Raw genomic sequence first — 24,294 nt, forward strand, 5'->3', positions numbered from 1 at the left:
TGCAAAGGTTCAGAGGTTCATAGGTTTCTTAAACCTAAAAAAGCATTTCATTTGTGAAAAACCTTTGCAACTTTGTCCCTCTGAACCTTTGAACCTCAATTTGGTACAAATTGAACTAAATGTTGTAATTTTGCAAAAAATAATGAAGATGGTCAAAATTGGCAACATAGAATTACCCGAATTTCCTTTACTATTAGCACCGATGGAAGATGTTAGTGATCCGCCGTTTCGCAGATTATGCAAAACGCACGGAGCCGACATGATGTATTCTGAATTTATTTCGTCGGAAGGATTAATTCGTGATGCTATAAAAAGCCGTATGAAACTGGATATTTTTGATTATGAACGTCCAGTGGGAATCCAGATTTTTGGTGGTGATGAGGAAGCAATGGAAATGTCTTCTAAAATTGTTTCTACAGTAAAACCAGATTTAGTAGATATCAATTTTGGATGTCCAGTAAAAAAAGTAGTTTGTAAAGGTGCTGGTGCAGGAGTTTTAAAAGATGTTGATTTGATGGTACGTTTGACACAAGCGGTTATTAAAGGAACTGATCTGCCTGTCACAGTAAAGACGCGTTTAGGCTGGGATGAAAGTTCTATTAATATTGATGAAGTTGCAGAAAGACTTCAGGATATTGGAGTTCAAGCTTTGACCATTCACGCCAGAACACGTGCGCAGATGTACAAAGGCCATTCTGACTGGTCGCACATTGCACGAGTAAAAAACAATCCAAGAATTACTATGCCTATTTTTGGAAACGGCGATATCGACAGTCCAGAGAAAGCATTACAATATAAAAACGAATACGGAATTGACGGAATCATGATTGGCCGTGCTGCAATTGGGTATCCGTGGATTTTTAACGAAATCAAGCATTTCTTTAAAACAGGTGAACATTTACCTGCTCCAACGGTTATTGATCGCGTTGAAGCTGCGAGAAATCATTTAATGTGGTCAATGGAATGGAAAGGCGAACGTTTGGGAATTGTGGAAATGCGTCGTCATTATACCAATTATTTCAAAGGAATTCACTCTTTTAAAGAATTCAAACAAAAATTAGTTACAACTGATGCGCCTCAAGATTTATTCAATATTATGAAAGAAATTGAGCAGGTTTATGCGGGTTATGAGTTTGTTTAGAAATAGAATATAATCTTTGTCAAAGTTTTGAACTTTGACAGAGAGCTGTAAACGAAAAGACCTTCAAAATTTGAAGGTCTTTTTATGATTTTATTTTATTGATTCTAAGATTTTGTCTGCAATTTCAGACTGCCCCTTTTCACTAGTTAGATAGTCTCTATCATTTTCATTAGACAAATATCCCATTTCTAAAAGCACAACTGGGCATTCTGCATTTTTTAAAATAAAAAAAGGAGCTTCAGTTACTTTTCCTTTTTCAAGATTTCCATTAATTGCAATTTTATCAATTACCGTTTCAGCAATTTGTTTTGATTGATCATGAAATGTTTCCTTTGAAGTAATATAAGCTCGTACTCCATTCGCTTTTACATTTCTATTAGTACTAATATGCAGAGAAATTACTAAATCTGGTTTTAGGTTGTTTATTTTGGAAACTCTTTCTGCTAAATCCATATTAACATCTCCGTCACGAAGTAAAACAATTTCGACATTTGCATTCTTATTTAATTCCTTTATTTTCTTTGCGACTGCTTCAGTAATTGTTTTTTCCTCAAAACCTCGCACGTCGACGCCAGCATCTTGACCACCGTGACCTGCATCAATAACAATAGTTTTTTTGTCTAATGTTGTGAAGGCAAGAAATCCAAACACTACTGCACTTAAAACTGATAAAAATTGAATCTTTTTTTTCATAGGAATTTCGTTTTTGGTTAATTCAAATATAACGAAAAAAAATTACGAAATATTGTACAAAACGACAACTGAATACGTTTATTCTTTTGTTTGTAACAGAAAAACACAAACGATATTGTACTGGTTATGAGTTGATTAGAATCTATTAATCTTTGTCAAAGTTTTGAACTTTGACAAAGAGCTGTAAAACAAGAAGACCTTCAAAATTTTGAAGGTCTTTTTTTTACTTATCTTATAATTACACTTGAACTCGTTTCCACTTCCCTCTTTTATAGAAGAAAATCCCCGCCAGAGTAATTGCAGTTTCTGCAACTGGAATTGCAATGAAAACCCCAGTGGGTCCCATATTAAAATGCTTAGCTAATACGTAAGCCAGTGGAATTTGAAACAGCCAAAACCCAAAGAAATTAATTCCTGTTGGTGTCCAGGTATCTCCGGCTCCATTAAAAGTATTGATTAAAACCATTCCGATTCCGTAAAAAATAAAACCGACACTCATAATTTGAAGGGCTTCAACAGCAACTGTTTTTACCAATTCGTCGTTGGTGAAAAAGGAAATAATATATTTTCCAAAAGCCAATGTAATAATCATGATTGTCGCCATAAAAATCACGTTATATTTTGCTGTTGTATAAACTGATTTTTCGGCACGTTCGATTTGTTTTGCACCTAAATTTTGTCCAACCAAAGTTGCCGCCGCATTACTTAATCCCCAAGCTGGAAGAATAAAGAACATCATAATTCTAAGTGCGGTTTGATAACCTGCAGAACCATGATCTCCGCCAGTTGTTGCTACTAATTGTGCTAAGAAAATCCAGCTGCAAGAAGCAATTACAAATTGTAAAATTCCTGGCGCAGCGATTTTTACTAAAGCTTTGATTTGTTTAAAATCTGGAGCGAAGTATGAAACCTTAATTTTTAAAATTCCGTTGCCAAAGAACAAATGATAAACTTGATATAGTACTCCAGTAGTTCTTCCGATTGTTGTTGCCAATGCAGCGCCAACTAATCCGAAAGCAGGAATTGGCCCTAAACCATTAATTAAAATTGGACATAAAATGATATTACAAATGTTGGCTATCCAAAGACTTTTCATTGCAATTGCTGCGTTTCCTGCTCCGCGAAAAATTCCGTTAATCAAGAACAAAAGCATAATACATAAACTGGAGCCAATCATGATCTGTGTAAATACAAAACCGTGTTCGGCAGCATCAGCAGATGCGCCCATAAGCAGCAGAATATCTTTAGCATAAATAATTCCCAAAACACTCATTACGCTGTTTACGGCAATTGCTACAATGATTGCCTGCATTCCTGCTTTTGCGGCTGCGATTGGATCTTTTTCTCCTATTCGTCTTGCAACGACTGCAGTTGCCGCCATACTCATTCCAATAGCTAGAGAATATATAACGGTTAATACGGATTCGGTTAAACCAACTGTTTGAATGGCAAAACTGCTGTGTTCTAAATGTCCAACGAAATATAGATCGACTAAAGCAAAAACCGATTCCATCATCATTTCTAAAACCATCGGAATGGCCAATAGAATTACGGCTTTCTTTATGCTTCCAGAAGTATAATCAAATGATTCGTCGCCTTTTAAGGCTGTTTTTAAAGTGGTAAAAATTTTAGAAAATAGACTTTTCTTTATAGTTGTTTCTGTCATGATATATTAGGATAAATGATAATATTGGCTCAGATGTACTTTGATCTGAACTAAAAAAACAAACTGTAGGTATCCTAATTATTGTAAAAATAAAATAGGATTAGGCAGAAACAATCATATGCTGTAGATTTTTAAGGTGGTAAATATAAGTAATATTTTTAAAGAAGAAATTAATCCAGCAGTTTTTTGCTAACGCGGCTGCTTGCAATTAATGATGCAATAAATCCCAGTGATAAAATCGTCGTCATGACAATTAGAACATTTTCTACTGAAAAAACAACAGGATAAGCTAAAGTTGGCGTAATCATTATCAGTTCATATTGCTGCTGCAAAATCACCAAGATTACTCCTAAAGCAAGTCCTATTAAACCACCAAAAAAGCTTAGTAAAGTACCTTGAAGTAAAAATATCTTTCTAAGACTATTGATTTCTGTTCCGAGATTAAAAAGTGTTTTAAGATTTCCTTTTTTCTCTAAAATCATCATAATCAATGCTCCAACTAAATTAAAAAGTGCCACAATGATTACTAAAGTAAAAATCAGATATACAACAATGTTTTCAGTGTTAAGCATTTTGTATAACGACTCGTTTAATTGGGCTCTGTTTTTTAATGTAATTTTATTTTTGAAAATAAAGTTGAGTTGCTTTTTTACTGCATTTTCATCTGCATTTTCTTTTAGTTTAAATTCAATTCCAGAGATTTGATTGGTTTTATACATTAATAATTCCTGCACTAAACCTAAATCTGCAAAGACATATTTTGAATCTAAATCTTCACTTATGGAGTAAATTCCAACAGGTAATACATCTGTTTTGTTAAAAGCTTCTTCAGGATTTTCGATTGCTCCTTTTCCGGGTTTTGGGGCGAAAACCTGCAGCGGATTCTCAAAATCGAGAATTCCCATAGAAAAATTTTGAGATAAACCGTAGCCAATTACAACCTGATAGCTGTCTGGTTTAAGCCATTGGCCGCTGTAAAGTTTTTTCTTAATATCGTTGACAACTGCATAAGAACTGTCAACTCCTTTTAGGTAAGTAACTTGTTGTTTGTCTTTAAATAAAAACAAAACACGTTCTTCAATTATTTTGGTGTAAGAAGCAACGCCGCTGATTTTCTTGATCTGACTTTCCTGATCGGGCGCAATGAGAAATGATTTTCCGTAAGTACTTCCCATTTTTAAATCGGGATCGATTTCATTTGTAAACGAAAGACTAAAAACTTTTAAGCCGCTGAAAACAGATAAAACAACAAACAAAGCCATCGTGCCAACAATGATTCCCATGCTGGCAATGCGGTTAATAATATTAATAGCATTATTTTTACTACTGCTAAAAATATAGCGTTTGGCTATGTAAAGGGGGAAATTCAATTTATGATTTTCTTCTTTTTTCTAAAAGATCACGATTTTCGATTGGGTTCTCTCTGTTTGATAAAGCGTTATCAATTTTTTCGATATAATCTAAAGAGTCATCGATAAAGAATACCAGATTTGGTACACGACGTAATTGCAAACGCACACGTTGTGACAAATCATGTTTTATTAAAGTTGTATTTGATTTAATTCCTTCTAAAGTTTCTTTTGCTTTTTCTTGAGGAAAAATGCTTAAATATACTGTTGCTACAGATAAGTCTGAAGTAACACTAACTTTGGATACCGAAATTACCAGATTAGTAACTCCGTTTTTTCGCACTTCACCTTGCAGAATATCAACCAGATCTTTCTGAATGACACCGCCTATTTTTTTCTGTCTATTTGTTTCCATAGTGCAAAAATACTATTTTTAAATTTTAATCGATACAATTTCAAATGAACAATAGGATGATTTTTGTGTTCTGATTCATTTTTCTCTCTATTCTAATTATTCTTCCCAAAAATTTTCTCAATTTTTACCATTCTCTGTTTGCAAACTTTTTTTCTTTGTTTTGAATTTTTCAAAACAAACCAGATGTTATATGTTTAAAATATTAGTAAATAAAAAACACATATTTACGAATATTATGCTAAAAATTAAATATTAGATAAATTTATTATCACTAACATAATGTGCTTTTTTATAAAAATTTATCACTTTTTTTAGGTTAAAACTAAATTAACAATAATTAACTTAAAAACCAGTAAATCAACTAGTCACGAAAAAATATATGTAAAATATTTACAAAAAAACACCTAGAGACTTCATATTTAACAGGATAGAACAGGATACAAAGAGGTGAGGATATAAATAAGTTTATCTCAACTTATCTAACCAAAATTATCCTTATGAAAAACAAAATTAATCATTTGATTGTTTTGATCTTTTCCATTTTGTTTCATTTTACTGGCCTTGCACAGAACAAAATGGTATCTGGATCAATTACCGATTCAAACGGAATTCCTATTCCTGGAGCTAACATCATAATTAAGGGATCTCAAATTAGTGCGATCTCCGATTTAGATGGAAAATATTCCATAAACGCAAATACAGGCAGCGTTTTAATTTTTAGTTCTACCGGCTCAGAAACAGTCGAAAAAACTGTTGCTCAATCTTCTACAATGAATATCACGCTTTCCGACGAAGTTTCAGAACTTAAAGAAGTTGTGGTTGTTGGTTACGGAACGATGAAGAAGAGTGATTTAACTGGATCTATAACTCAAATTAAAGGCGATGTACTAACCACAGTAACAAGCTCAAATCCGCTAGAGGCAGTTCAAGGTAGAGCTGCAGGTGTTGCAGTTTTAAACAACGATTCTTCTCCTGGTTCTTCGCCAAAAATAAGAATACGTGGAAACGGTTCTATTAGTGCCGGCAATGACCCATTAATAGTTGTTGATGGTTTTGCTTTGGTTAACAGCAACTTGAATGACATTAGCTCAAACGATATTGAGTCTATGGAAATTCTTAAAGACGCATCATCTGCTGCTATATATGGTTCAAGAGGCGCAAATGGTGTTATTCTCATTACAACAAAAAAGGGAAAAAAGGGGCAAAATAATTTGGAGATAGTGGGCACCAGCGGTATCTCTACTCCTGCGCGACTGCCTAAATTGTTAAGCAGGGATAATTTTGTTAATTTCATTAATGACGCTTATACATATTCAACTGGGAAACCAGTTTACTCTGCCACTAATCCTGCTCCAAATACAAATGTTGACTGGCAGAATGAAGTCATTCAAAACATGGCTTTGATGAAAAATTATTCTTTATCTTTTAGTGGAGGAAAAGAGAATACAACATATCTGCTATCGGGAAATATTTTTTCGCAAGACGGAATTGTAGAAGCTTCTGGTTTTAAAAAGATGACACTTAGAACAAATTTGAATCATGAATACAAACCATGGCTTACAGTGGGAACACATTTACAAGTTGGGCGTTCGCAAAGAGACATTCGCAATAATCCTACTGGGGATATTTTTCGATACGGCTGGCCAACTATTCCAGTAAAAAATGCTGATGGAAGCTGGTACTATGCAACGGAAGACCCAGCGATCAGTTCTTATTTTGAAGGAACTTGGAATCCTGTTTCAGAGGCTTCAGAAATGACAAATGAAATTTCCTCAGATCGTATTTTAGGAGATGTTTATGCTCATTTTAAGCTCGCTAAAAATTTAACTTTTAAAACCAATTTTGGTGTAGATATTTCTAATGAAAAGCAATATGAATATTATACTTCAAAATCAACAGCAGGAATTGGATCTGGAAGTACTGGTACAGGAAGCCAATACTACAGAAGACAAACTTCTCAGCTGACGGATAATATTTTAAGCTACTCTAATACTTGGAATGATAAACATAGTTTTACTGCAACGGGAGTTTATTCTTGGCAGGAATATGTATATGAAGATTTAGGTGTAAGAGGATCTGGTTTTCTAAATGATGCTACGGGAGCAAATGATATTACGTATGCAGATAGAGGAAGTATTACCAATTCATCTACTAAATATTCAAGTAAATTAATTTCATGGACCGCACGTGCTTCTTATGCTTACGATGAAAAATATCTACTTACATTGACTGGCCGTTACGATGGATCTTCTCGTTTTGGAAATAATAACAAATGGGGATTTTTTCCTTCTTTGGGATTAGGCTGGCGAATTGATAAGGAAAATTTCTTAAAAGAAAATAAAACAATTACGGCATTAAAACTTAGAGCAAGTTATGGTGTTACTGGTAATCAGGAAATTGGTAATTACCAATCTTTATCGAAACTTGTAAAAGCCAATTATGTTTATGAAAATAACCCAATTTTTGGATTTGTAGAAACTATTGGAAATCCTGATCTAAAATGGGAACGCAATATTCAATATAATGTGGGACTGGATCTAAGCTTATGGAACAGATTGGATCTAAACTTAGATTTTTACCAAAGACAAACTTCGGATTTGTTGTATAATGTTCCTATTCCTACAACTTCGGGTTATAACAGTATGTTACAAAATATTGGAGAAGTTAAAAACATTGGTTTTGAAGTTACTGCAAAAGTACAGATAATCGACTCCGCTTTTAAATGGGATTTAAGTACCAATTTCTCTAAAAACAAAAATGAAATCGTCAGCTTATATGGCGATGTAGATCGTATTAATGTTGGCAGTTCATCTTCAGGAATAGCTAAATATTTAATGGTCGGCCAGCCGGTAAATAGTGTTTGGGCGCGCGAATCTGCAGGTATCATTCAGACACAGGAACAACTAACGGCGTATCAGCAAATTCGCCCGACGGCTAAGCTGGGAGAAGAAATGTATGTCGATAAAAACAATGATAAAATCATCAATAATGATGATTATGTAAATATTGGAACCACTTCACCTGATTTCTTTTATGGAATTTCAACTAACGTGAGTTATAAAAACCTGGCTTTAGATATTTATGGGCAGGGAGCAACAGGTCTGGCTTCTGATGAAGATAATAATTATATGGTTTTTGGAGAAAATCAAATTCAAAACAGAAATTATATTCCAACTCAATATGCATATGACAGAATGTGGAGTCCGACCAATACGTCTGGAACTTTTCCTAGAGCTGGCGCACAAGAAGTTTATTTGTCAAATCGCACGAATGGAGACTGGAATTATTTTGTGATTAAGAACATAAAATTAGCTTATAATTTATCGAATGTTATTAAAAATGTTGATTGGGTAAAACAATTAAATGTTTATGTGAACGCGCAAAACTACATCAACATTGCTAATCACAGAGGCTATAATCCGGAGAGTGGAAGCGTAAATTCACCGTATGTAAAAACTATGCTTGTTGGTTTTACTGCGAAATTTTAATTTTAAAAATCTATAAAATGAAAATCCTAAAATATATCTTTTCAGGTTGTGCATTACTGCTCTTTTCTCAATGTACAGATCTAACCGAAGAACCTTACACTTTTTTATCGCCAGCAAATTATTATAAAAATGCGAGCGAACTAAACACGGCTTTAGTTGGTGTTTATGATGGCTATCAAAATGGTTTTAATGGTAATTATAAATACATTATGTATTTGGAAGTTCTAACTGAGTTTGGTTCTCCTGCATATGCAAAAGACGATGTACAGCTTTGGAATGTATGGGCAGACATGAATAATTCTGATAAAATGGTAATTACCAATTGGGATGATGCTTATAATATTATCAATAGAGCAAATTTGGTAATTGGCAGAGGAGAAAATGTTGAAATGGATGAAAATCTTAAAAAAAGATATTTTGCTGAAGCCCGATTCCTAAGAGCGGCCACTTATTACAATTTAGTACGTATGTATGGAGGAGTTCCTATTCCTGAAACTTTTACAGAAGGACTTAAAAACTTAGCAATTCCACGAAAGTCAACCGATGAAACTTATGCCTATATCATTGCAGACCTTGAATATGCCGAAGAAAATCTTCCTCAAAAATCAGGGTATGAAAATGGTAATAACTGGAGAGCATCAAAAGGAGCGGCTCAAGCTTTACTTGGTGATTTGTACTTAACACGAGGAAGTATGACGGGAGATAGAACATATTTCCAAAAATCAAAAGATTACTGTACCAAAGTGATTCAATCTGGGCAGTATAATTTACAGCCGAATTTTAAAGATTTATGGTTTTGGTGGAATACGAACAATAAAAACGGAACGGAATCTGTATTTGAAATGCAGTACGGAGCTGTTGAAAATGAGTACAATAATAACCATGTTATGTTTGGTGTAAATATAACCGAAACTACTCTTGGCTGTTATATGTACCATAGATTTGGACCTTCTATACAGCATTATCTTTCTTACAGCAATGATGATACCCGAAAAGAAGGCAGTTTTTTAACAACTGTAAACGTCACAGAAAAAGGTAATCCAAGCCACATAATACAAACCATAGAATTTGTTCCAGGTGATAAAGGGTTTTTCCCAGGATCAAAAGGATGGAAAACTGCATCTCCGGGAAATCTTAAATTTTATGACAGAACAGAAAATTCAGCTTCATTAAAAAAACCTCAGGCTAATTCTTATGTAATTCGATATGCCGATGTACTCTTAGATTATGCTGAAGCAGAGAACGAAATGAATGGCCCTGCAGCTGCCTATACTTATATAAACAGAGTAAGAAATAGAGCAAATTTACCAGATCTGACACCTGGTTTAGGCAAAGAAGAGTTTGCAGATGCTATTTATAAAGAGCGAGGATTTGAATTTGTTGGTGAAGGTGTATTATTTTTCGATGAATTACGAACTAATCGTATCGGCAAAAATGTAGCAAATCATGTAAAATGGGGAAATGATAATGGCATTAATATGTATGTTAACAATCCGCTTCAATTTACCCCTTCTAAGAATTTCTTATTTAAAATTCCTAGATATGATCTAGATTCTAATCCTGCACTAATACAAAATCCTGATAACGCAAGTAATTAAAATAACAAATCCTTTTCACCAGCTTAATCTGGTGAAAAGGATTTATATTAAATTAAAATATTTTTAAATTATCTGCTTTGCAGCCATCCTTCTGGATTATTGTTTGAAGTATTTTGAAGGATCAAGAATTTTATAATTGTTTTTCCTGTATCTCCACTTGTTCTAACTCTTCCAATGTTTTGTTTAATTGTTACTTTGTCGCCTTGGCTAACCGAAACAGAACTTAAGTTTTGGTAAACTGTAAAAAAGTCACCATGCTGAATTACGACGGCTTTATTCACTGGAGATAAAACAATAACTTTTGAAACTTCTCCTGCAAACACTGATCTTGCGCTGGCTCCATCTTCGGTTGTAATCTCAACTCCTGAGTTATGCACCGTAAGTGACGGATGAAGTGGATGCGGCTGATCTCCATATCCTAAAGAAATAAATCCTTTTTCTACCGGCCAAGGTAATCTTCCTCTGTTGGCTTTAAAGTCTGCCGCTAAGATTTTATCTTCTGGTGTCAATGCAATTTTAGAAGAAGAAACAGGTGCTTTTGCTTCACTCGAACCTGGGTTTGCTTTTGCTCTTTCTGCAGCTGCTTTTCTATTTGCTTCTGCAATCGCTTCACGAATTAAACGATCAATTTGTCTGTCAATTCGTTTTGATTCACTTTGTTTTGATCGAATATCTGCAGCAATTTTATTTTTATCTTTTTTAAGCAAATTAACCAATTTTTGCTGCTCTTTTTTCTCTTCTTCAAGAGTAACTTTTTCCTTTTGATTTTCGACAATGATCTTCTTTTTAACCTGTCTTTGTCCGTCAAGTTTCGCATTAAAATCAACTAACTGCGCAGTTTTTGACTGAATTTCAAGTCCTTGATTTTTTCTAAAAGCGGTATATTGTTTTAGATACTGAGCTCTTTTATAAGCTTGTAAGAAACTTTCAGAAGATAATATAAACATTGCCCGGCTTTGTTCAGATCGGCTTTTGTACGATTTTAAAATCATTTCGGCATAATCTTCTTTTAAAACCTTTAGCTCTTTTTTAAGTTTATTAACCTGAACCTGATTAATATACATATCGTTACTAAGCAGTTTTTCCTGCTTTGCTGTAGTATTAATTAATTTCTCTTTTAGTTTGATTTTGTTTGCCTGAATTAAATATTCATTCACAGCAGATTTCTCTTTTTTTCGAACAGACTGCAACATCTTTTCATTATCTCTAATTTCCTGTTGAATTTGAGCTTTACGCTGCTCCAGTTTTTCTTGCTGCGAATCCTGCGCCCATACAAATGTAGTGGCACAAATTAAAACTAGACTTAGGAGAAATTTTGGCATGTTTCTATTTTTATTTTGCAAATTTACTTAATTGTAACTTTTTTATAACCGCTTGGAACGCTATATGGAAAAGAAAGTTCTTCGTTAAATGAAATATTATTATAATTCAAATTAATACTTGTTTTCCCTTTTGGCTGTACTGCATTTATTTCGATACTTGTTGGAAGTGTTCCCTGATTAAAAACTTTACTGTCTGCATAAGCAATCTGTAATGTTCTGTTTTCAGAAGGCTGCGAAATCTCTTCTTTTTGAATTAAATATTTTTCACCGTCTAAGAAAAAGGTTTTCTTCAAGTTAGCATCTTTTTCTTCATCCAGTCTAAAAAGGTTTTCTACGATTGTCTGCGTATATTTTCCTTTTCTTAAATCGTCAAAAGCTTCTCCAACTAATAAATTCTGAACTTTACTGTAATCTAAATCTGTTCCCAGCCATTTACTTAAACTTGTAAAATCTCCTTCGTAGTAAGTACTGTTTATTTTTTCGTAATAACTTACTGCTGACGGTGTAATCAAAGCTTTAGCCATTGTTATTCCTAAAAAACGCACACTTATCAAAATCTGTTTGTCTTTTTCGATTCTAATTTCGGCAGTAACATTTTGACTTTGTTTTTCATCAACATATTTCGCACTTGCTTTTATGTATAAAGTCGAAAAATCTAGTTTATTATCGTAATGTTTTTCTATTACTTTTTTATCTTCTTTTGGTGCAATTGTCTGGCTTGTATTACTTTGTACTGCGACCGCTTTCGTTTTACACGAAATTACAGCAGTAGAAAGTATTAGTACTATTATATATTTTTTCATCTGAGTTCTATTTTACTTTTTTTTCTTTAATAATTCATTTGCCTTCAAAAAGTATTCCTCTTTTTTCTTGGCATCTCCCAATCCATTGTATGCCTCTCCTAATTGAATATTAAAATTTGCTTCTAACTTTGTATCATCAACTACATAATCTAGACCCATTTCAAGAACGGTTTTTGCATTTTTAAATTGTTTTTGCTGATTACTTCCTAAACCTGCAAAATAATAAAACTGCGCCTGACTTGGATAAACTTCAATCAGCATCATTGCTCTTTTTGTCATTGGCTCAAATTGTTTGGTCTGCGAATAGGCCTCCAGAAGCAACATATTGGTTTCAAGATCAGTATCTGAATGCGCACTTAAATCTTTTTCATAATATTTAACTGCATTTTCAAATTGACCTTTACTGTGATAGAACTTCCCTATTTCTTTTGCGACATCAACATCTTTATCATTGTCAAAATAAGCAATTGCCTTTTCTAAATCTGGAGCATACTGCGGATTTTTGTTTACATAAATCAAAAACTCATTTAAAGTTCTGTGTTTAATCTTCGAATCAATTTTTGAACTTGCCAAAATCACATTCATTGATTTTATAGCTTTATCAGCTTGATTGGCATCCAAATAGTTTTTAAACAAACTAACCTGCGCCCATTCTGAAGTTGGGATTTCTTTTGCTAATTGTTTTGCAACTTCAAGAGATTTCTCATTTTCATTATTCTTAGAATATAAAAAAATAAGATTCACATAATTTGATTCTTCTTTTGGGTCTTTTTTAATCTGCTGCACTAAATTATCAATTTCTGCATTTTGATATTTGCCTTGAGATAAAATCTGCGATTTATAAATTTCACGATCGGCAGATTTTCCAAACTTCTCGTTCATTTCATTTATTGCAGTCAATGCTAAGTCAGACTGATTAGTAATCATGTATAGCGAAATCAAATCATCTTTATACTCTTCGTCAAAAACAATTATTTTCTTTATGGTTTCGATTGCCAGCGCATAGTTTTTCGTCTCGTAACTTACGTCATAAATTCCAAGCCAAAACCATTTGTTTTTAGGATCTAACTGCGTTGCTTTTTCAAAAGCATCTTGTGCATTTCGATATTCTTTAAGCGCCAGATAATTTTTTCCTAATTCAAAATAAGCCACTGCATCATTGGGTTTTAGTTTGATACATTTCTCCAATGACACAATAGCTTTATCGTAATTTTCAATTCCTTTTTGTTTCAACGATTCATAAAACGAGTCTTGATATTCGTCTGCTGCCATAGCAATATCTTCGGGTTCTGTCTGTGCAAAAACCGAAAATGATGTGCTGAAAAAAGCAAAACACAATATTGTAAAAACTCTTTTTTTAATCATTTTAAAAATTACATTTTTAAACCAAAACGAAAATTTAGTATTTTATCTATTCTAAAACCGAGTAATCTCCAATGCTCACATTAGTAAATTTACCATCATAGCTAACATGATTTCCTATCATTGCGTTATCTAAGTTAGCATTTTTAATTTGAGAATAGGTTTGAATTAAACTGTTTTTAATTATACTGTCAGTTACATGACATCCTTTTCCAACAGAAACATTTGGTCCAATTGTAGTATTTTTCAAGACTACATTTTCGCCAATATAACATGGTGGAATAATTGTAGAATTCTCCAGTTTCACATCATAATCAACTAAATGCTCACCATCATTGTGAAGAAATCCTAACATTCTAGTATTGGTTTCAACAGTAACGTCTTTGTTTCCGCAATCCATCCATTCATCAACGCTTCCGGTTTTAAAAACTTTACCGTTTGCCATCATGGCTTTGATACCATCATTAATCTGATATTCTCCACCGTTTTGAATATTATTGTCAAGAACACTTTGAAGTTCATTTCTTAAAACTCCAACTTCTTTAAAATAATAAATTCCGATAACCGCTAAGTCACTTACGAATTCTTTTGGTTTTTCAACCAATTCTACAATTTCATTATTTTGATTAAGTTTTACAACACCAAAAGCCTCTGGCTGTTCAACTTGTTTTACCCAAATAACAGCGTCAGCTTCAGGATCTAATTCAAAATCAGCTCTAATTAAAGTATCTGCATAGGCAATTACTGCTGGCCCAGACAAAGATTCTTTGGCACACATAATGGCGTGGCCAGTTCCTAAAGGCTGGTCCTGACGATAGATAGAAGCTTTAGCTCCTAATACTTGTGCTAAATCCTCTAAACTTTTTACAACATCATCTCCAAAAAAAGCTTCATCACCTAAAATAAATGCAACTTCTTCGATAGGTTCTTTTAATATTTTAGCGATGTCTTCAACTAAACGATGAACTATAGATTTTCCAGCAACAGGAATTAATGGTTTTGGTACTGTTAATGTATGAGGCCTCAATCTTGATCCACGGCCTGCCATTGGCACAATTATTTTCATTCTTTATTTGATTTTATGGAAGATCAAAAAAATCTTCATTGGGTTTGGTCTTTCTTTTTTAAAGTGTTTTTTATTCAAAAACTATTTTACTCCAGTGCTTCCAAAGCCTCCTTCACCTCTAGATGTTTCAGAAAGTGTTTCAACTTCAATCCATTCTGCTCTTTCATGTTTTGCAATAATCAGCTGCGCAATTCGCTCTCCGTTTTCTATTACAAAATCATCGTTTGATAAATTTACTAAAATTACTCCTATTTCTCCTCTGTAATCTGCATCAACTGTTCCTGGCGAATTTAAAACTGTTACGCCTTTTTTTGCCGCTAAACCACTTCTTGGTCTTACCTGCGCTTCATAACCAATTGGCAATTCAATAAAAAGTCCTGTTTTTACGATCGTTCTTTCTAAAGGTTTTAACGTAATTGGTTCTATAATATTGGCACGCAAATCCATTCCTGCAGAAGCAATAGTTTCGTAATTTGGTAATTCGTGCTGCGATTTATTGATAATTTGTATTTTCATTTTTAAATATAAAATTTATAAGTATGGCTTATTTTCTCTTTAATATTCCTTTTATGGTCGCTTTTTCAAAATGGTAAACCATATACATAAAAACTAAAAGAAGCGGAATTCCAACATAATATTTTTCTCTGAATCCGTAAAATGAAATTATCGAAAATAATATTGAAACACCTAAATAAGCACCGATTTTGTTCATGTCGTACGGAATTGGATAATATTTATTTCCTAAAACATAAGAAATAAGCATCATGCTTCCATAAGCCGAAATGGTTGCAATTGCCGAACCATAATAGCTGTATTTTGGAATTAAAATATAATTTAAAACCAAAGTTACAATAGCACCAACAATAGAAATGTAAGCACCAATTTTTGTTTTGTCTGTTAGTTTATACCAAACCGATAAGTTGTTGTAAATGCCCAGAAAGAAATTTGCCAAAATAATTAGAGGCACAACTTTCATCGCTTCCCAATAGGATTTATTATCTAACAATAAGTATTTTAAAACGTCTGCAAAAACGATAACTCCTAATAGAATCAACGAACCCAAGATCACAAAATATTTGGTAATTACGGCATAAGTCTGCGGTGCATTTTCATTTTTGGCATGGCTGAAAAAGAAAGGTTCGATTCCTAATCTAAAAGCTGTTGCAAAAAGCACCATAAATAATCCTAATTTATAACAAGCAGAATAAGCTCCAACTTCAGATTTTGCTAAATTTTCAGGAAGTAAATAACCTAAAAGGATTTTATCAAAATGTTCGTTTACAGCAAAAGCCAGTCCGGCAACCAAAATTGGTAATCCGTATTTCATCATTCTTCTCCAAAGTTCTGGATCAAATTTTCGCCCAAGCGAAAGATAATTTGGCGAAAGCACTACAAATGTTGCTAAACTTGCCAAAAGATTAGCGATGAAGATATAAGCGATTTGGAAATTTTCTACATATAAGTTATCCCACACAGAACCTGGATTTACTTCAGCAAGCTTTGGCAGGTACATTAAGAAAAATATATTTAGCAATAAGTTTATTACGACATTTCCAATCTTAATAGCAGCATAAACCATTGGTCTTTGGTTGGCCCTTAATTTAGAAAATGGAATTAAAACCAAGGCATCTAATACTAAAATCCAAACTGTATAAGTAATATACTGAACATCTACTTCGGCTAAACTTGCCAGTGTATTTCTGAAAATTAGAGCAACAAACAGAAAGATAATCGATGTCCAAAAAATTGAAATTGTAGAAGTAGCAATTACATTTTTCTTGTCTTCTTCGGCACTGTAAAATCTAAAAAAAGCAGTTTCCATTCCGTATGAAAGAACTACATTAAAGAAAACCATCCAAGACAATACTATCGAAACCTCGCCATATTCGGCGGTAGGTAAAATTCCTGTATATACTCTCACTAATAAAAAACTCAGCATTCGCGGTAAAACTGTTGCCAGTCCGTAAATTGCTGTTTGCTTGAATAGATTTTTATATAATCCCAAAATATAATTGTAATAATGTTTGTAAGACAAAAATAACCATTTCTTTTGTTTAATGGCGCTTTTGTTTGATGCAATAAAGAAAAGTTCTAACTCTTTTAAACCGTCATTTTCTTTTCATCCAAAATTTTCACAAAATGAAATCCTTTTGGAGCGTAACCTTGATTGTAGTAAAAACGATGCGCGCCAAAATTTCCAGTAAACGCATCTAAAACGATACTGCTGCAATTTAATTCTATCGCTTTTTTCTCAATATAGTCTGTAAGCTTTTTTCCAATTCCTTTAGATCTATATTCTGGATGAACTACAAAATTATCAATTTCGAGATATTTTCCCGTCCACAATTTTGTTGCCGACCAGCAGCCGGAAATTCCTACACAAAGGTTATTTTCAAAAACTCCAATCTGAGTATAATTGTGTGGAATCATTTCAGAAAGAAATGATTTATATTTTTCTAAAGTAATATTTGGATACAAAAATCTGATGGTTTCAATTTCAGCCAGCATCTCATCAATCGTAGTAATTTCGCGTATTTGTAGAGTCATTTTAATAGAATAGAAATCAAAATTAATTATTTTTTTTGAGCCAGTTACATAATTACCAGAACACTAACATGTGAAATATATAAATTTAAGTTAAAAATTATGTAACTTTTTTTATACAGTGTTTTCTTAAATTTGCTTCACAGGGATTGAGAAAGCTAAATACAACCCTTATAAAAAAGGAAGCACTGGGACTAATAAAGCTTGTTTGTTCCCATAAAAGACAAAGCATAAGGGATTGATTCTGCTGTATTGTAACCCTAAAAAAACAGAGCATTGGGACTAATAAAGCTAGTTTGTTCCCATAAAAGACAAAGCACAAGGGATTGATTCTGCTGAAATGTAACCCTTAAAAAACAGAGCATTGGGACTAATAAAGCTAGTTTGTTCCCATAAAAGACAAAGCACTGCAGAATTATCTGTCAATTTTTTATAAAATGGTAGTGATTCTCAATTTATCAATAATTTGAGAATCACCATTTTATAAAGTTATTTTTAAATAAGAAAAAACTTCCATAATAGAAAAAGCCAGCATTTGCTGGCTTTTTCTTTATATAATATCGAGTAAACTATCCATTTAAAGCTTCTGCTCCACCCACGATCTCTAAAATCTCGTTTGTAATAGCAGCCTGACGTGCTTTATTGTAAGTTAATTTCAATTGGTTTCTTAACTCAGTTGCATTATCTGTTGCTTTGTGCATAGCAGTCATACGAGCTCCATGCTCAGAAGCAAATGAATCACGGATACCTTTATACAATTGTGTTTTTAAAGACTTAGGAATTAAAGTCAAAACAATTTCTTCTTTAGAAGGTTCAAAAATATAATCTCCTGAAGAAACTGCCACATCAGATTTAATAGGCGCTAATGGTAAAAACTGTTCTGTTTGAACAATTTGAGTTGCAGCATTTTTAAATTGATTGTAAATTAACTCAATTCTGTCGTATTCTCCAGATAAAAATTTCTCAGTCAAATTATCTGCAATTCCAGCAACATTTTCAAACGTTAAATGATCAAAAATTGCATTATGATGACCGTGAACTATATGAGTTTTGCTTAAAGCATCATTTCCTTTTTTACCGATAGCAAAAACATCAACTTGCTTTCCAGCATAAAAATCAGTACGATTTTTAATCTCTTTAATAATATTTGAATTGAATGCACCACATAAACCTCTGTTTGAAGTTATAGCTACAAGCAATACTTTTTTTACTTCACGCTGAGTCGTGTAATCTCCTCCTACTTCACCTTCAAGTGTAGCAGAAAGATCTTGCAGTAACTCCGTTAATTTCTCGGCATAAGGACGCATTGCAGTGATTGCATCTTGTGCTTTCTTCAGCTTTGCAGCAGAAACCATTTTCATAGCCGATGTAATCTGCATCGTCGATGAAACGGAAGTAATTCTATTACGGATTTCCTTTAAATTTGCCATCTATTAATTAGAAAATTTGACAATTTGAAAATTAGATAATTAGAAAAGGTTAAAGCCATTTTCTAATTATCTAATTGACTTATTATCTTATTAGTTATATTTTGCTGAGATTTCTTTTGCTGCTTTTTCGATAACATCAGTAATGCTGTCATCTAATTTACCAGCTTTCAACGCGTTAAGCGTATCTTTATGTTTACTATTTAAGTAAGCTAAGAAATCAGCTTCAAATTCTTTTACTTTTTCTACAGGAACGTTTCTTAGTAAGTTTTTAGAACCAGCGTAGATAATAGCTACTTGGTTTTCAACAGTATAAGGATCATTTAAACCTTGTTTCAAGATCTCAACGTTTCTTTTTCCTTTTTCAATTACGTTTAAAGTAACAGAATCTAAGTCAGAACCAAATTTAGCGAAAGCTTCTAATTCACGGAATTGAGCTTGGTCTAATTTTAAAGTTCCAGAAACTTTCTTCATAGATTTAATTTGAGCATTACCTCCAACACGAGATACAGAGATACCTACGTTAATTGCAGGACGAACCCCGGAGTTGAACAAATCTCCATCTAGGAAAATCTGACCATCTGTAATCGAAATTACGTTTGTTGGGATATATGCAGAAACGTCACCAGCTTGAGTTTCGATAATTGGTAAAGCAGTTAATGAACCACCACCTTTTACGATAGATTTGATAGAATCTGGTAAATCGTTCATGTTTTTAGCGATACCATCATCAGCGATTACTTTACAAGCACGCTCTAATAAACGAGAGTGTAAGTAGAAAACGTCTCCAGGATAAGCCTCACGTCCCGGTGGTCTTCTTAATAAAAGAGAAACCTCACGGTAAGCAACAGCTTGTTTAGATAAATCATCATAAACGATAAGAGCTGGACGACCAGAATCTCTAAAGTATTCTCCAATTGCAGCACCAGCGAAAGGAGCATAAACTTGCATTGGAGCTGGATCAGAAGCATTAGCAGCAACGATAACTGTATAAGCCATTGCTCCTTTTTCTTCTAACATTTTAGCGATTCCTGCTACAGTTGAAGCTTTTTGCCCAATTGCAACATATATACAGAATACAGGTTTTCCTGCATCGTAAAATTCTTTTTGATTTAAGATTGTATCGATACAAACAGTTGATTTACCTGTTTGACGGTCACCAATAACAAGCTCACGTTGTCCACGACCAACTGGGATCATAGCGTCAACCGCTTTAACTCCTGTTTGTAATGGTTCAGTTACTGGCTGACGGAAGATAACACCAGGTGCTTTTCTTTCCAATGGCATTTCGTATAAATCTCCACCAATTGGTCCTTTTCCATCAATTGGAAAACCAAGAGTGTTAACAACACGTCCTACCATTTGCTCACCTACTTTAAGAGAAGCAATACGTTGAGTTCTTTTTGCAGTAGATCCTTCTTTAAGTCCAGTTGATGCTCCTAAAAGTACAACCCCAACATTATCCTCTTCAAGATTCAATACGATACCTTCCATACCGTTATCAAATTCTACTAACTCTCCATATTGTACATTAGACAGCCCGTAAACACGAGCAATACCGTCTCCAACTTGAAGTACTGTTCCTACTTCCTCTAGCGTAGCACCAGATTCAAAACCTTCTACTTGCTTTCTTAATATTGCTGAAATTTCAGCAGGTTTGATTTCCGCCATCTTAATTTATAATTTAGACACTTTTTTGTGTTATAAAAACTAATTACTTAACTCTCTTTTTAATACTTGTAATCTATTTGCAACAGAAGCGTTGTATTGATTATCTCCTATTCTCAAAATAAATCCACCAATAATTGAAGGATCTACTATATTTTCTATTGTAATTTTTTTATCTGATAAAGTTGCAACTTTTGCTAAAACTTTAGCTTCTAAAGCAGCATCCATCGGAATAGCTGTTGTAACCTTCGCTACTTCAACACCATTACTTTCATCAAATAATTTATTGTATCCTAATGCAATTGCATGAAGAATTTCAAATCTTTTGTTTTCAAATAATAAATGAAATAATCCTTTTGTTACTCCATTTACATCTGCAAAAACTTCTAAAAGAGCACTTTCTTTAACTTCAACTTTTGTAGTTGGGTTTTGAATAAAGGTACTCAATTCTTGGTTAGTCTCAATTGCTGTCGCAATTGATTTCATATCGTTATTGACAGCTTCGGCAACACCTTTAGAGTTTGCTAAGTCTAGAATTGCTTTTGCATAACGAATTGCTGCTCTTGTACTTGCCATAATCTTAGTTTAACTTTACGTCACCTAACATTTTCTCTACTAATTTAGTTTGAGATTCTTTGTTAGATAATTCTTCTTTCAATAATTTCTCAGCAATACTTAATGATAGAGTTGAAACTTGAGATTTCAATTCTGCCATTGCAGCATTCTTTTCACTTTCGATAGCAGCTTTAGCCTGTTCGATCATTTTTTGACCAGCTTCTTGTGCTTCGTTTTTAGAATCAGCAATCATTTTCTCTTTCATTTCACGAGCTTCTTTTAGCATCGCGTCACGTTCTGCACGAGCTTCATTCAAAATTCTTTGATTGTCAGCTTGTAAATTTTCCATTTCTCTCTTTGCGTTTTCAGCAGAAAGCAATGCATTTTTAATACCTTCTTCTCTTGCAGTGATAGACTCCATAATTGGTTTCCATGCAAATTTCACCAAAAGTAAAATTAATACTAACAAGATTAAAGCTTGCCAAAAGAATAAACCGAATGAAAAATCGTTAATTAACTTATCCATTTTATAACTATATTAAATATTTAATTTCTTTTTTAAAAGTAACAACATCTTTAACCAACCGTTAAAGATGCTGTTATTTCTTTCTTTATTATTTTCCTAAGATTAAAGCAGCAAATGCTAAACCTTCTAATAAAGCCGCGATAATAATCATCGCAGTTTGAATTTTACCAGCAGCTTCTGGTTGACGAGCAATAGCGTCCATAGCAGATCCACCGATTTTACCTAAACCTAAACCTGCACCGATTACTACTAAACCTGCACCTACTAAAGTTGGAATTGTTCCCATAAGTATTTATATATATAAAATTAAACTTCTAAATTAAATAATTGCTGTTTCGTCTTCGTGGTGGTGAGCATGATCATGATCTTGAACAGCCATACCAATAAATAATGATGATAACATCGTGAAGATAAACGCTTGTAAAAATGCAACTAAAACTTCAATAACAGAGATAAACAATGTTAAACCTAATGAGATTGGCAAATCTGCTGCTAAATTTTTACCTACGAAAATCATAGCAATCAAACTCATAATTACTACGTGACCTGCAGTAATATTTGCATACAAACGAATTAATAATGCGAATGGTTTTGTTAGTGTTCCTAAAACTTCAATTGGAGCTAAAATAATTTTCATTGGAACTGGTACTCCTGGCATCCAGAAGATGTGTCCCCAATAATCTTTGTTTGCACTAAATTGTGTAATTATAAAAGTAAATGCTGCTAAACAAACTGTAATAGCGATATTACCTGTAACGTTAATTCCTAGCGGTGTCATACCTAATAAGTTTAACAACCAAACAAAGAAAAATACAGTTAATAGGTAACCCATATATTTACGGTATTTTTTCTCTCCAATATTAGGAACAGCAATTTCGTCTCTAATAAAGATAATAAGCGGTTCTAAAACTCTACCAAATCCAGTTGGGATTGGTCCTTTTTTATATGATCTTGCTAAACCAGTAAACATTATAAATAATAATACTGAAACGAAAAGCATTGACACTACATTTTTTGTAATAGAAAAATCTAATGGTTTTTCATTTTCTGGATGTCCGTGCTCATTAAAGTTAATTGTGCCGGCAGCATCTGTTTTGTAAATTTTACCGTGAACTAATTTGTAGAAGTTTCCGTCAACCTCTGCAACTGTTTCACCGTGGTGTAATTTTGAAGAAGAGAAAATTTTCAATCCACCATCAATAAGGATAACCGGTAATGAAAAACCGTATTGTTTGTTTTCTTTCTCATCTGAGAAGAATACGAAGTCGTGAGAGTCTTGTAAGTGGTGATCAATAAAAGCATCCACTTTTGCCTTTGGATCAAGAGCAGCGTGCTCTCCTTCCTCAGGAGCATTATGCGAAACTACTTTCTCTTCATGAGCTGTTTCAGTTTGAACATGCGTTGAGTCATTCTCTGGATTTGCAAAACCCATAATTGGTAGAGAAGCTACAAAAGCGGCAAGAATAAAGCTGAGCGGTTTGTTTGAAATCACCATATCGTGGAAAATCTTATTTTTTTACGTTTCTAAAATTTGGTGCAAAGGTACATTTTTTATTAATATTCAAAAGGATATGAAAAATTATTTTTAAACCTTGTTTTAAAGAATTGTTATTTTAACGCTTTTCATTTAATAATCGGACAGTTAAAAGCGTCTGAAATAACAAAAACAGCACAAATGTTATAAAAAAACTAATCTTTTCAACATCGCTTTCTCCAGTTTTAATTTTTAAGATTGGCTGCAGAATTAAATATCCTAATAACATTTGTGTAAAAGTTCCAAATAAAAAGGCCATTCCGACGATTTCAAAATTCTTCTTTTTTACTATTAATAATATAAGGTATAATAAAGCCGATATTCCGAAGAAAAATAAATACAGTAATTCTAAACTATAATGAAAGTTTTGAATATTAATTTCACAAAAAAAGAAAATTGCTTTGTGAAAAACATAAGTAGTCAAAGTAAGACAAAATAAATAAAATACAAGTTTGTAATTTTTTAAAAGCATTTGAAATAATTTTTGCGCAAAGATGCAACTTTTATCTCAAAGCTATTTTTACTCACAACTACTTTGTCTTATTAATATCATTTACCTGGCGAATTACATTGTATAATGCAAGTCCAACACCAAGCATTACAAAAATGGTATTGTAATATACCTTGGGACTTGGATGATTTTCGTCAAGCCAAGTTCCAAAGTAAGAGAACAGAAAAATAATAACTCCCATTTGAAAAGGAATATTAATAAATGCAAGCCATTTATTTCTCCTATTATTATTCGGCTCCTTTTCCATCTTCTAACATTATTACTTGATTGGAGTGAGCCAGCATGGTACAGGTTGCAGTGAAGTCAGCCCCAGGCTCTATAGAAAGTTTTCCTACTGCTACTTCTCCATGTATTTGGGCAGTCGATTTAATATTAAGAATTTCAAGTACTTTTATTTTTCCATGAAATTCTCCTTCAATGTCTGCATTATTACAAATAATTTCTCCTTTGACTGATCCTTTGGCTCCTATTACAATTTTTCCTTGTGAAGTGAAATTTCCAATTAGTTCGCCGTCTAATCTAAAATCGGCTTTTGAGACTATGTCTCCTACTATTGATGTTCCTTCTACAATTCGATTCGTTTTTCCTAATTGCTCTGTGCCGCTTTTTTTTACTTTTTCAAACAT

General features: G+C 33.1%; 23 protein-coding genes. 3 read left to right on the forward strand and 20 right to left on the reverse strand.

Translation table 11 applies throughout. The features are described 5' to 3' along the window. Positions 1 to 148 precede the first annotated feature (148 nt). Positions 149 to 1,141: a tRNA dihydrouridine synthase DusB gene (gene dusB / locus BSF42_RS09190; protein WP_095953023.1), complete on the forward strand. Its 993-nt coding sequence runs from the start codon at positions 149 to 151 to the stop codon at positions 1,139 to 1,141. Between the two features lie 90 nt (positions 1,142 to 1,231). Here dusB and BSF42_RS09195 read toward each other — a convergent pair whose 3' ends face one another. The 4 genes from BSF42_RS09195 to rbfA form a co-directional block, all read right to left on the reverse strand. After that, on the reverse strand, positions 1,232 to 1,834 hold the full coding sequence (locus tag BSF42_RS09195; RefSeq protein ID WP_095952795.1) for an N-acetylmuramoyl-L-alanine amidase: 603 nt from the start codon (positions 1,832 to 1,834) through the stop codon (positions 1,232 to 1,234). Between the two features lie 238 nt (positions 1,835 to 2,072). After that, positions 2,073 to 3,500, reverse strand: coding sequence for an MATE family efflux transporter (locus tag BSF42_RS09200; RefSeq protein ID WP_095952796.1), 1,428 nt, complete (start codon positions 3,498 to 3,500; stop codon positions 2,073 to 2,075). Positions 3,501 to 3,670: 170 nt separating this feature from the next. After that, positions 3,671 to 4,870, reverse strand: coding sequence for an FtsX-like permease family protein (locus tag BSF42_RS09205; RefSeq protein WP_095952797.1), 1,200 nt, complete (start codon positions 4,868 to 4,870; stop codon positions 3,671 to 3,673). A 1-nt stretch (position 4,871) separates the two neighbouring features. Then, entirely contained in the window at positions 4,872 to 5,264 is a 393-nt protein-coding gene (gene rbfA, locus BSF42_RS09210) for a 30S ribosome-binding factor RbfA (protein ID WP_095952798.1), read from the reverse strand. A 497-nt stretch (positions 5,265 to 5,761) separates the two neighbouring features. On the opposite strand from rbfA, the gene BSF42_RS09215 reads away from it, so the two are divergent. After that, entirely contained in the window at positions 5,762 to 8,752 is a 2,991-nt protein-coding gene (locus tag BSF42_RS09215) for a TonB-dependent receptor (RefSeq protein ID WP_095952799.1), read from the forward strand. A gap of 17 nt (positions 8,753 to 8,769) precedes the next feature. Next, positions 8,770 to 10,350, forward strand: coding sequence for a RagB/SusD family nutrient uptake outer membrane protein (locus tag BSF42_RS09220; protein ID WP_095952800.1), 1,581 nt, complete (start codon positions 8,770 to 8,772; stop codon positions 10,348 to 10,350). A gap of 68 nt (positions 10,351 to 10,418) precedes the next feature. On the opposite strand, the gene BSF42_RS09225 is transcribed toward BSF42_RS09220, so the two are convergent. From BSF42_RS09225 to BSF42_RS09300, 16 genes are all read right to left on the reverse strand, one after another. Further along, a complete protein-coding gene (locus BSF42_RS09225) occupies positions 10,419 to 11,672 on the reverse strand; it encodes a murein hydrolase activator EnvC (RefSeq protein ID WP_095952801.1) in 1,254 nt (417 codons plus the stop codon). Between the two features lie 23 nt (positions 11,673 to 11,695). Next, complete coding sequence (locus BSF42_RS09230) at positions 11,696 to 12,475, reverse strand: DUF4292 domain-containing protein (protein ID WP_095952802.1); 780 nt, start codon at positions 12,473 to 12,475, stop codon at positions 11,696 to 11,698. A gap of 12 nt (positions 12,476 to 12,487) precedes the next feature. After that, entirely contained in the window at positions 12,488 to 13,840 is a 1,353-nt protein-coding gene (locus BSF42_RS09235; protein WP_095952803.1) for a lipopolysaccharide assembly protein LapB, read from the reverse strand. 46 nt (positions 13,841 to 13,886) lie between these two features. Further along, entirely contained in the window at positions 13,887 to 14,903 is a 1,017-nt protein-coding gene (locus BSF42_RS09240; RefSeq protein ID WP_095952804.1) for a sugar phosphate nucleotidyltransferase, read from the reverse strand. 81 nt (positions 14,904 to 14,984) lie between these two features. After that, positions 14,985 to 15,419 (reverse strand): dUTP diphosphatase, encoded by a 435-nt coding sequence (dut, locus tag BSF42_RS09245; RefSeq protein ID WP_095952805.1) that lies wholly within the window; start codon positions 15,417 to 15,419, stop codon positions 14,985 to 14,987. A 28-nt stretch (positions 15,420 to 15,447) separates the two neighbouring features. After that, positions 15,448 to 16,908, reverse strand: coding sequence for a lipopolysaccharide biosynthesis protein (locus BSF42_RS09250; protein WP_095952806.1), 1,461 nt, complete (start codon positions 16,906 to 16,908; stop codon positions 15,448 to 15,450). Positions 16,909 to 17,003: 95 nt separating this feature from the next. After that, entirely contained in the window at positions 17,004 to 17,450 is a 447-nt protein-coding gene (locus BSF42_RS09255) for a GNAT family N-acetyltransferase (protein ID WP_095952807.1), read from the reverse strand. 566 nt (positions 17,451 to 18,016) lie between these two features. Beyond that, the gene (gene atpG / locus BSF42_RS09260; protein WP_095952808.1) at positions 18,017 to 18,877 is read right to left on the reverse strand and encodes an ATP synthase F1 subunit gamma; all 861 of its coding nucleotides are present in this window, start codon (positions 18,875 to 18,877) and stop codon (positions 18,017 to 18,019) included. Between the two features lie 90 nt (positions 18,878 to 18,967). After that, positions 18,968 to 20,545: a F0F1 ATP synthase subunit alpha gene (gene atpA, locus BSF42_RS09265; protein WP_095952809.1), complete on the reverse strand. Its 1,578-nt coding sequence runs from the start codon at positions 20,543 to 20,545 to the stop codon at positions 18,968 to 18,970. Between the two features lie 39 nt (positions 20,546 to 20,584). Beyond that, positions 20,585 to 21,118, reverse strand: coding sequence for an ATP synthase F1 subunit delta (gene atpH, locus BSF42_RS09270; RefSeq protein WP_095952810.1), 534 nt, complete (start codon positions 21,116 to 21,118; stop codon positions 20,585 to 20,587). Positions 21,119 to 21,122: 4 nt separating this feature from the next. Next, positions 21,123 to 21,623, reverse strand: coding sequence for a F0F1 ATP synthase subunit B (locus BSF42_RS09275; RefSeq protein WP_026727280.1), 501 nt, complete (start codon positions 21,621 to 21,623; stop codon positions 21,123 to 21,125). 88 nt (positions 21,624 to 21,711) lie between these two features. Continuing rightward, positions 21,712 to 21,909 carry an ATP synthase F0 subunit C gene (gene atpE, locus BSF42_RS09280; protein WP_008465835.1) on the reverse strand — a complete coding sequence of 66 codons (198 nt, stop codon included), beginning with the start codon at positions 21,907 to 21,909 and terminating at the stop codon, positions 21,712 to 21,714. Positions 21,910 to 21,942: 33 nt separating this feature from the next. Next, complete coding sequence (gene atpB / locus BSF42_RS09285) at positions 21,943 to 23,118, reverse strand: F0F1 ATP synthase subunit A (protein WP_095952811.1); 1,176 nt, start codon at positions 23,116 to 23,118, stop codon at positions 21,943 to 21,945. Between the two features lie 118 nt (positions 23,119 to 23,236). Beyond that, complete coding sequence (locus tag BSF42_RS09290) at positions 23,237 to 23,629, reverse strand: hypothetical protein (RefSeq protein ID WP_095952812.1); 393 nt, start codon at positions 23,627 to 23,629, stop codon at positions 23,237 to 23,239. 58 nt (positions 23,630 to 23,687) lie between these two features. Continuing rightward, entirely contained in the window at positions 23,688 to 23,915 is a 228-nt protein-coding gene (locus BSF42_RS09295) for an AtpZ/AtpI family protein (RefSeq protein ID WP_095952813.1), read from the reverse strand. After that, on the reverse strand, positions 23,896 to 24,294 hold the full coding sequence (locus tag BSF42_RS09300) for a polymer-forming cytoskeletal protein (protein WP_095952814.1): 399 nt from the start codon (positions 24,292 to 24,294) through the stop codon (positions 23,896 to 23,898). The genes BSF42_RS09295 and BSF42_RS09300 overlap by 20 nt, the downstream gene beginning before the upstream one ends.

It is taken from the genome of Flavobacterium sp. ACN6 (assembly GCF_002304005.1).
Lineage (GTDB): Bacteria > Bacteroidota > Bacteroidia > Flavobacteriales > Flavobacteriaceae > Flavobacterium.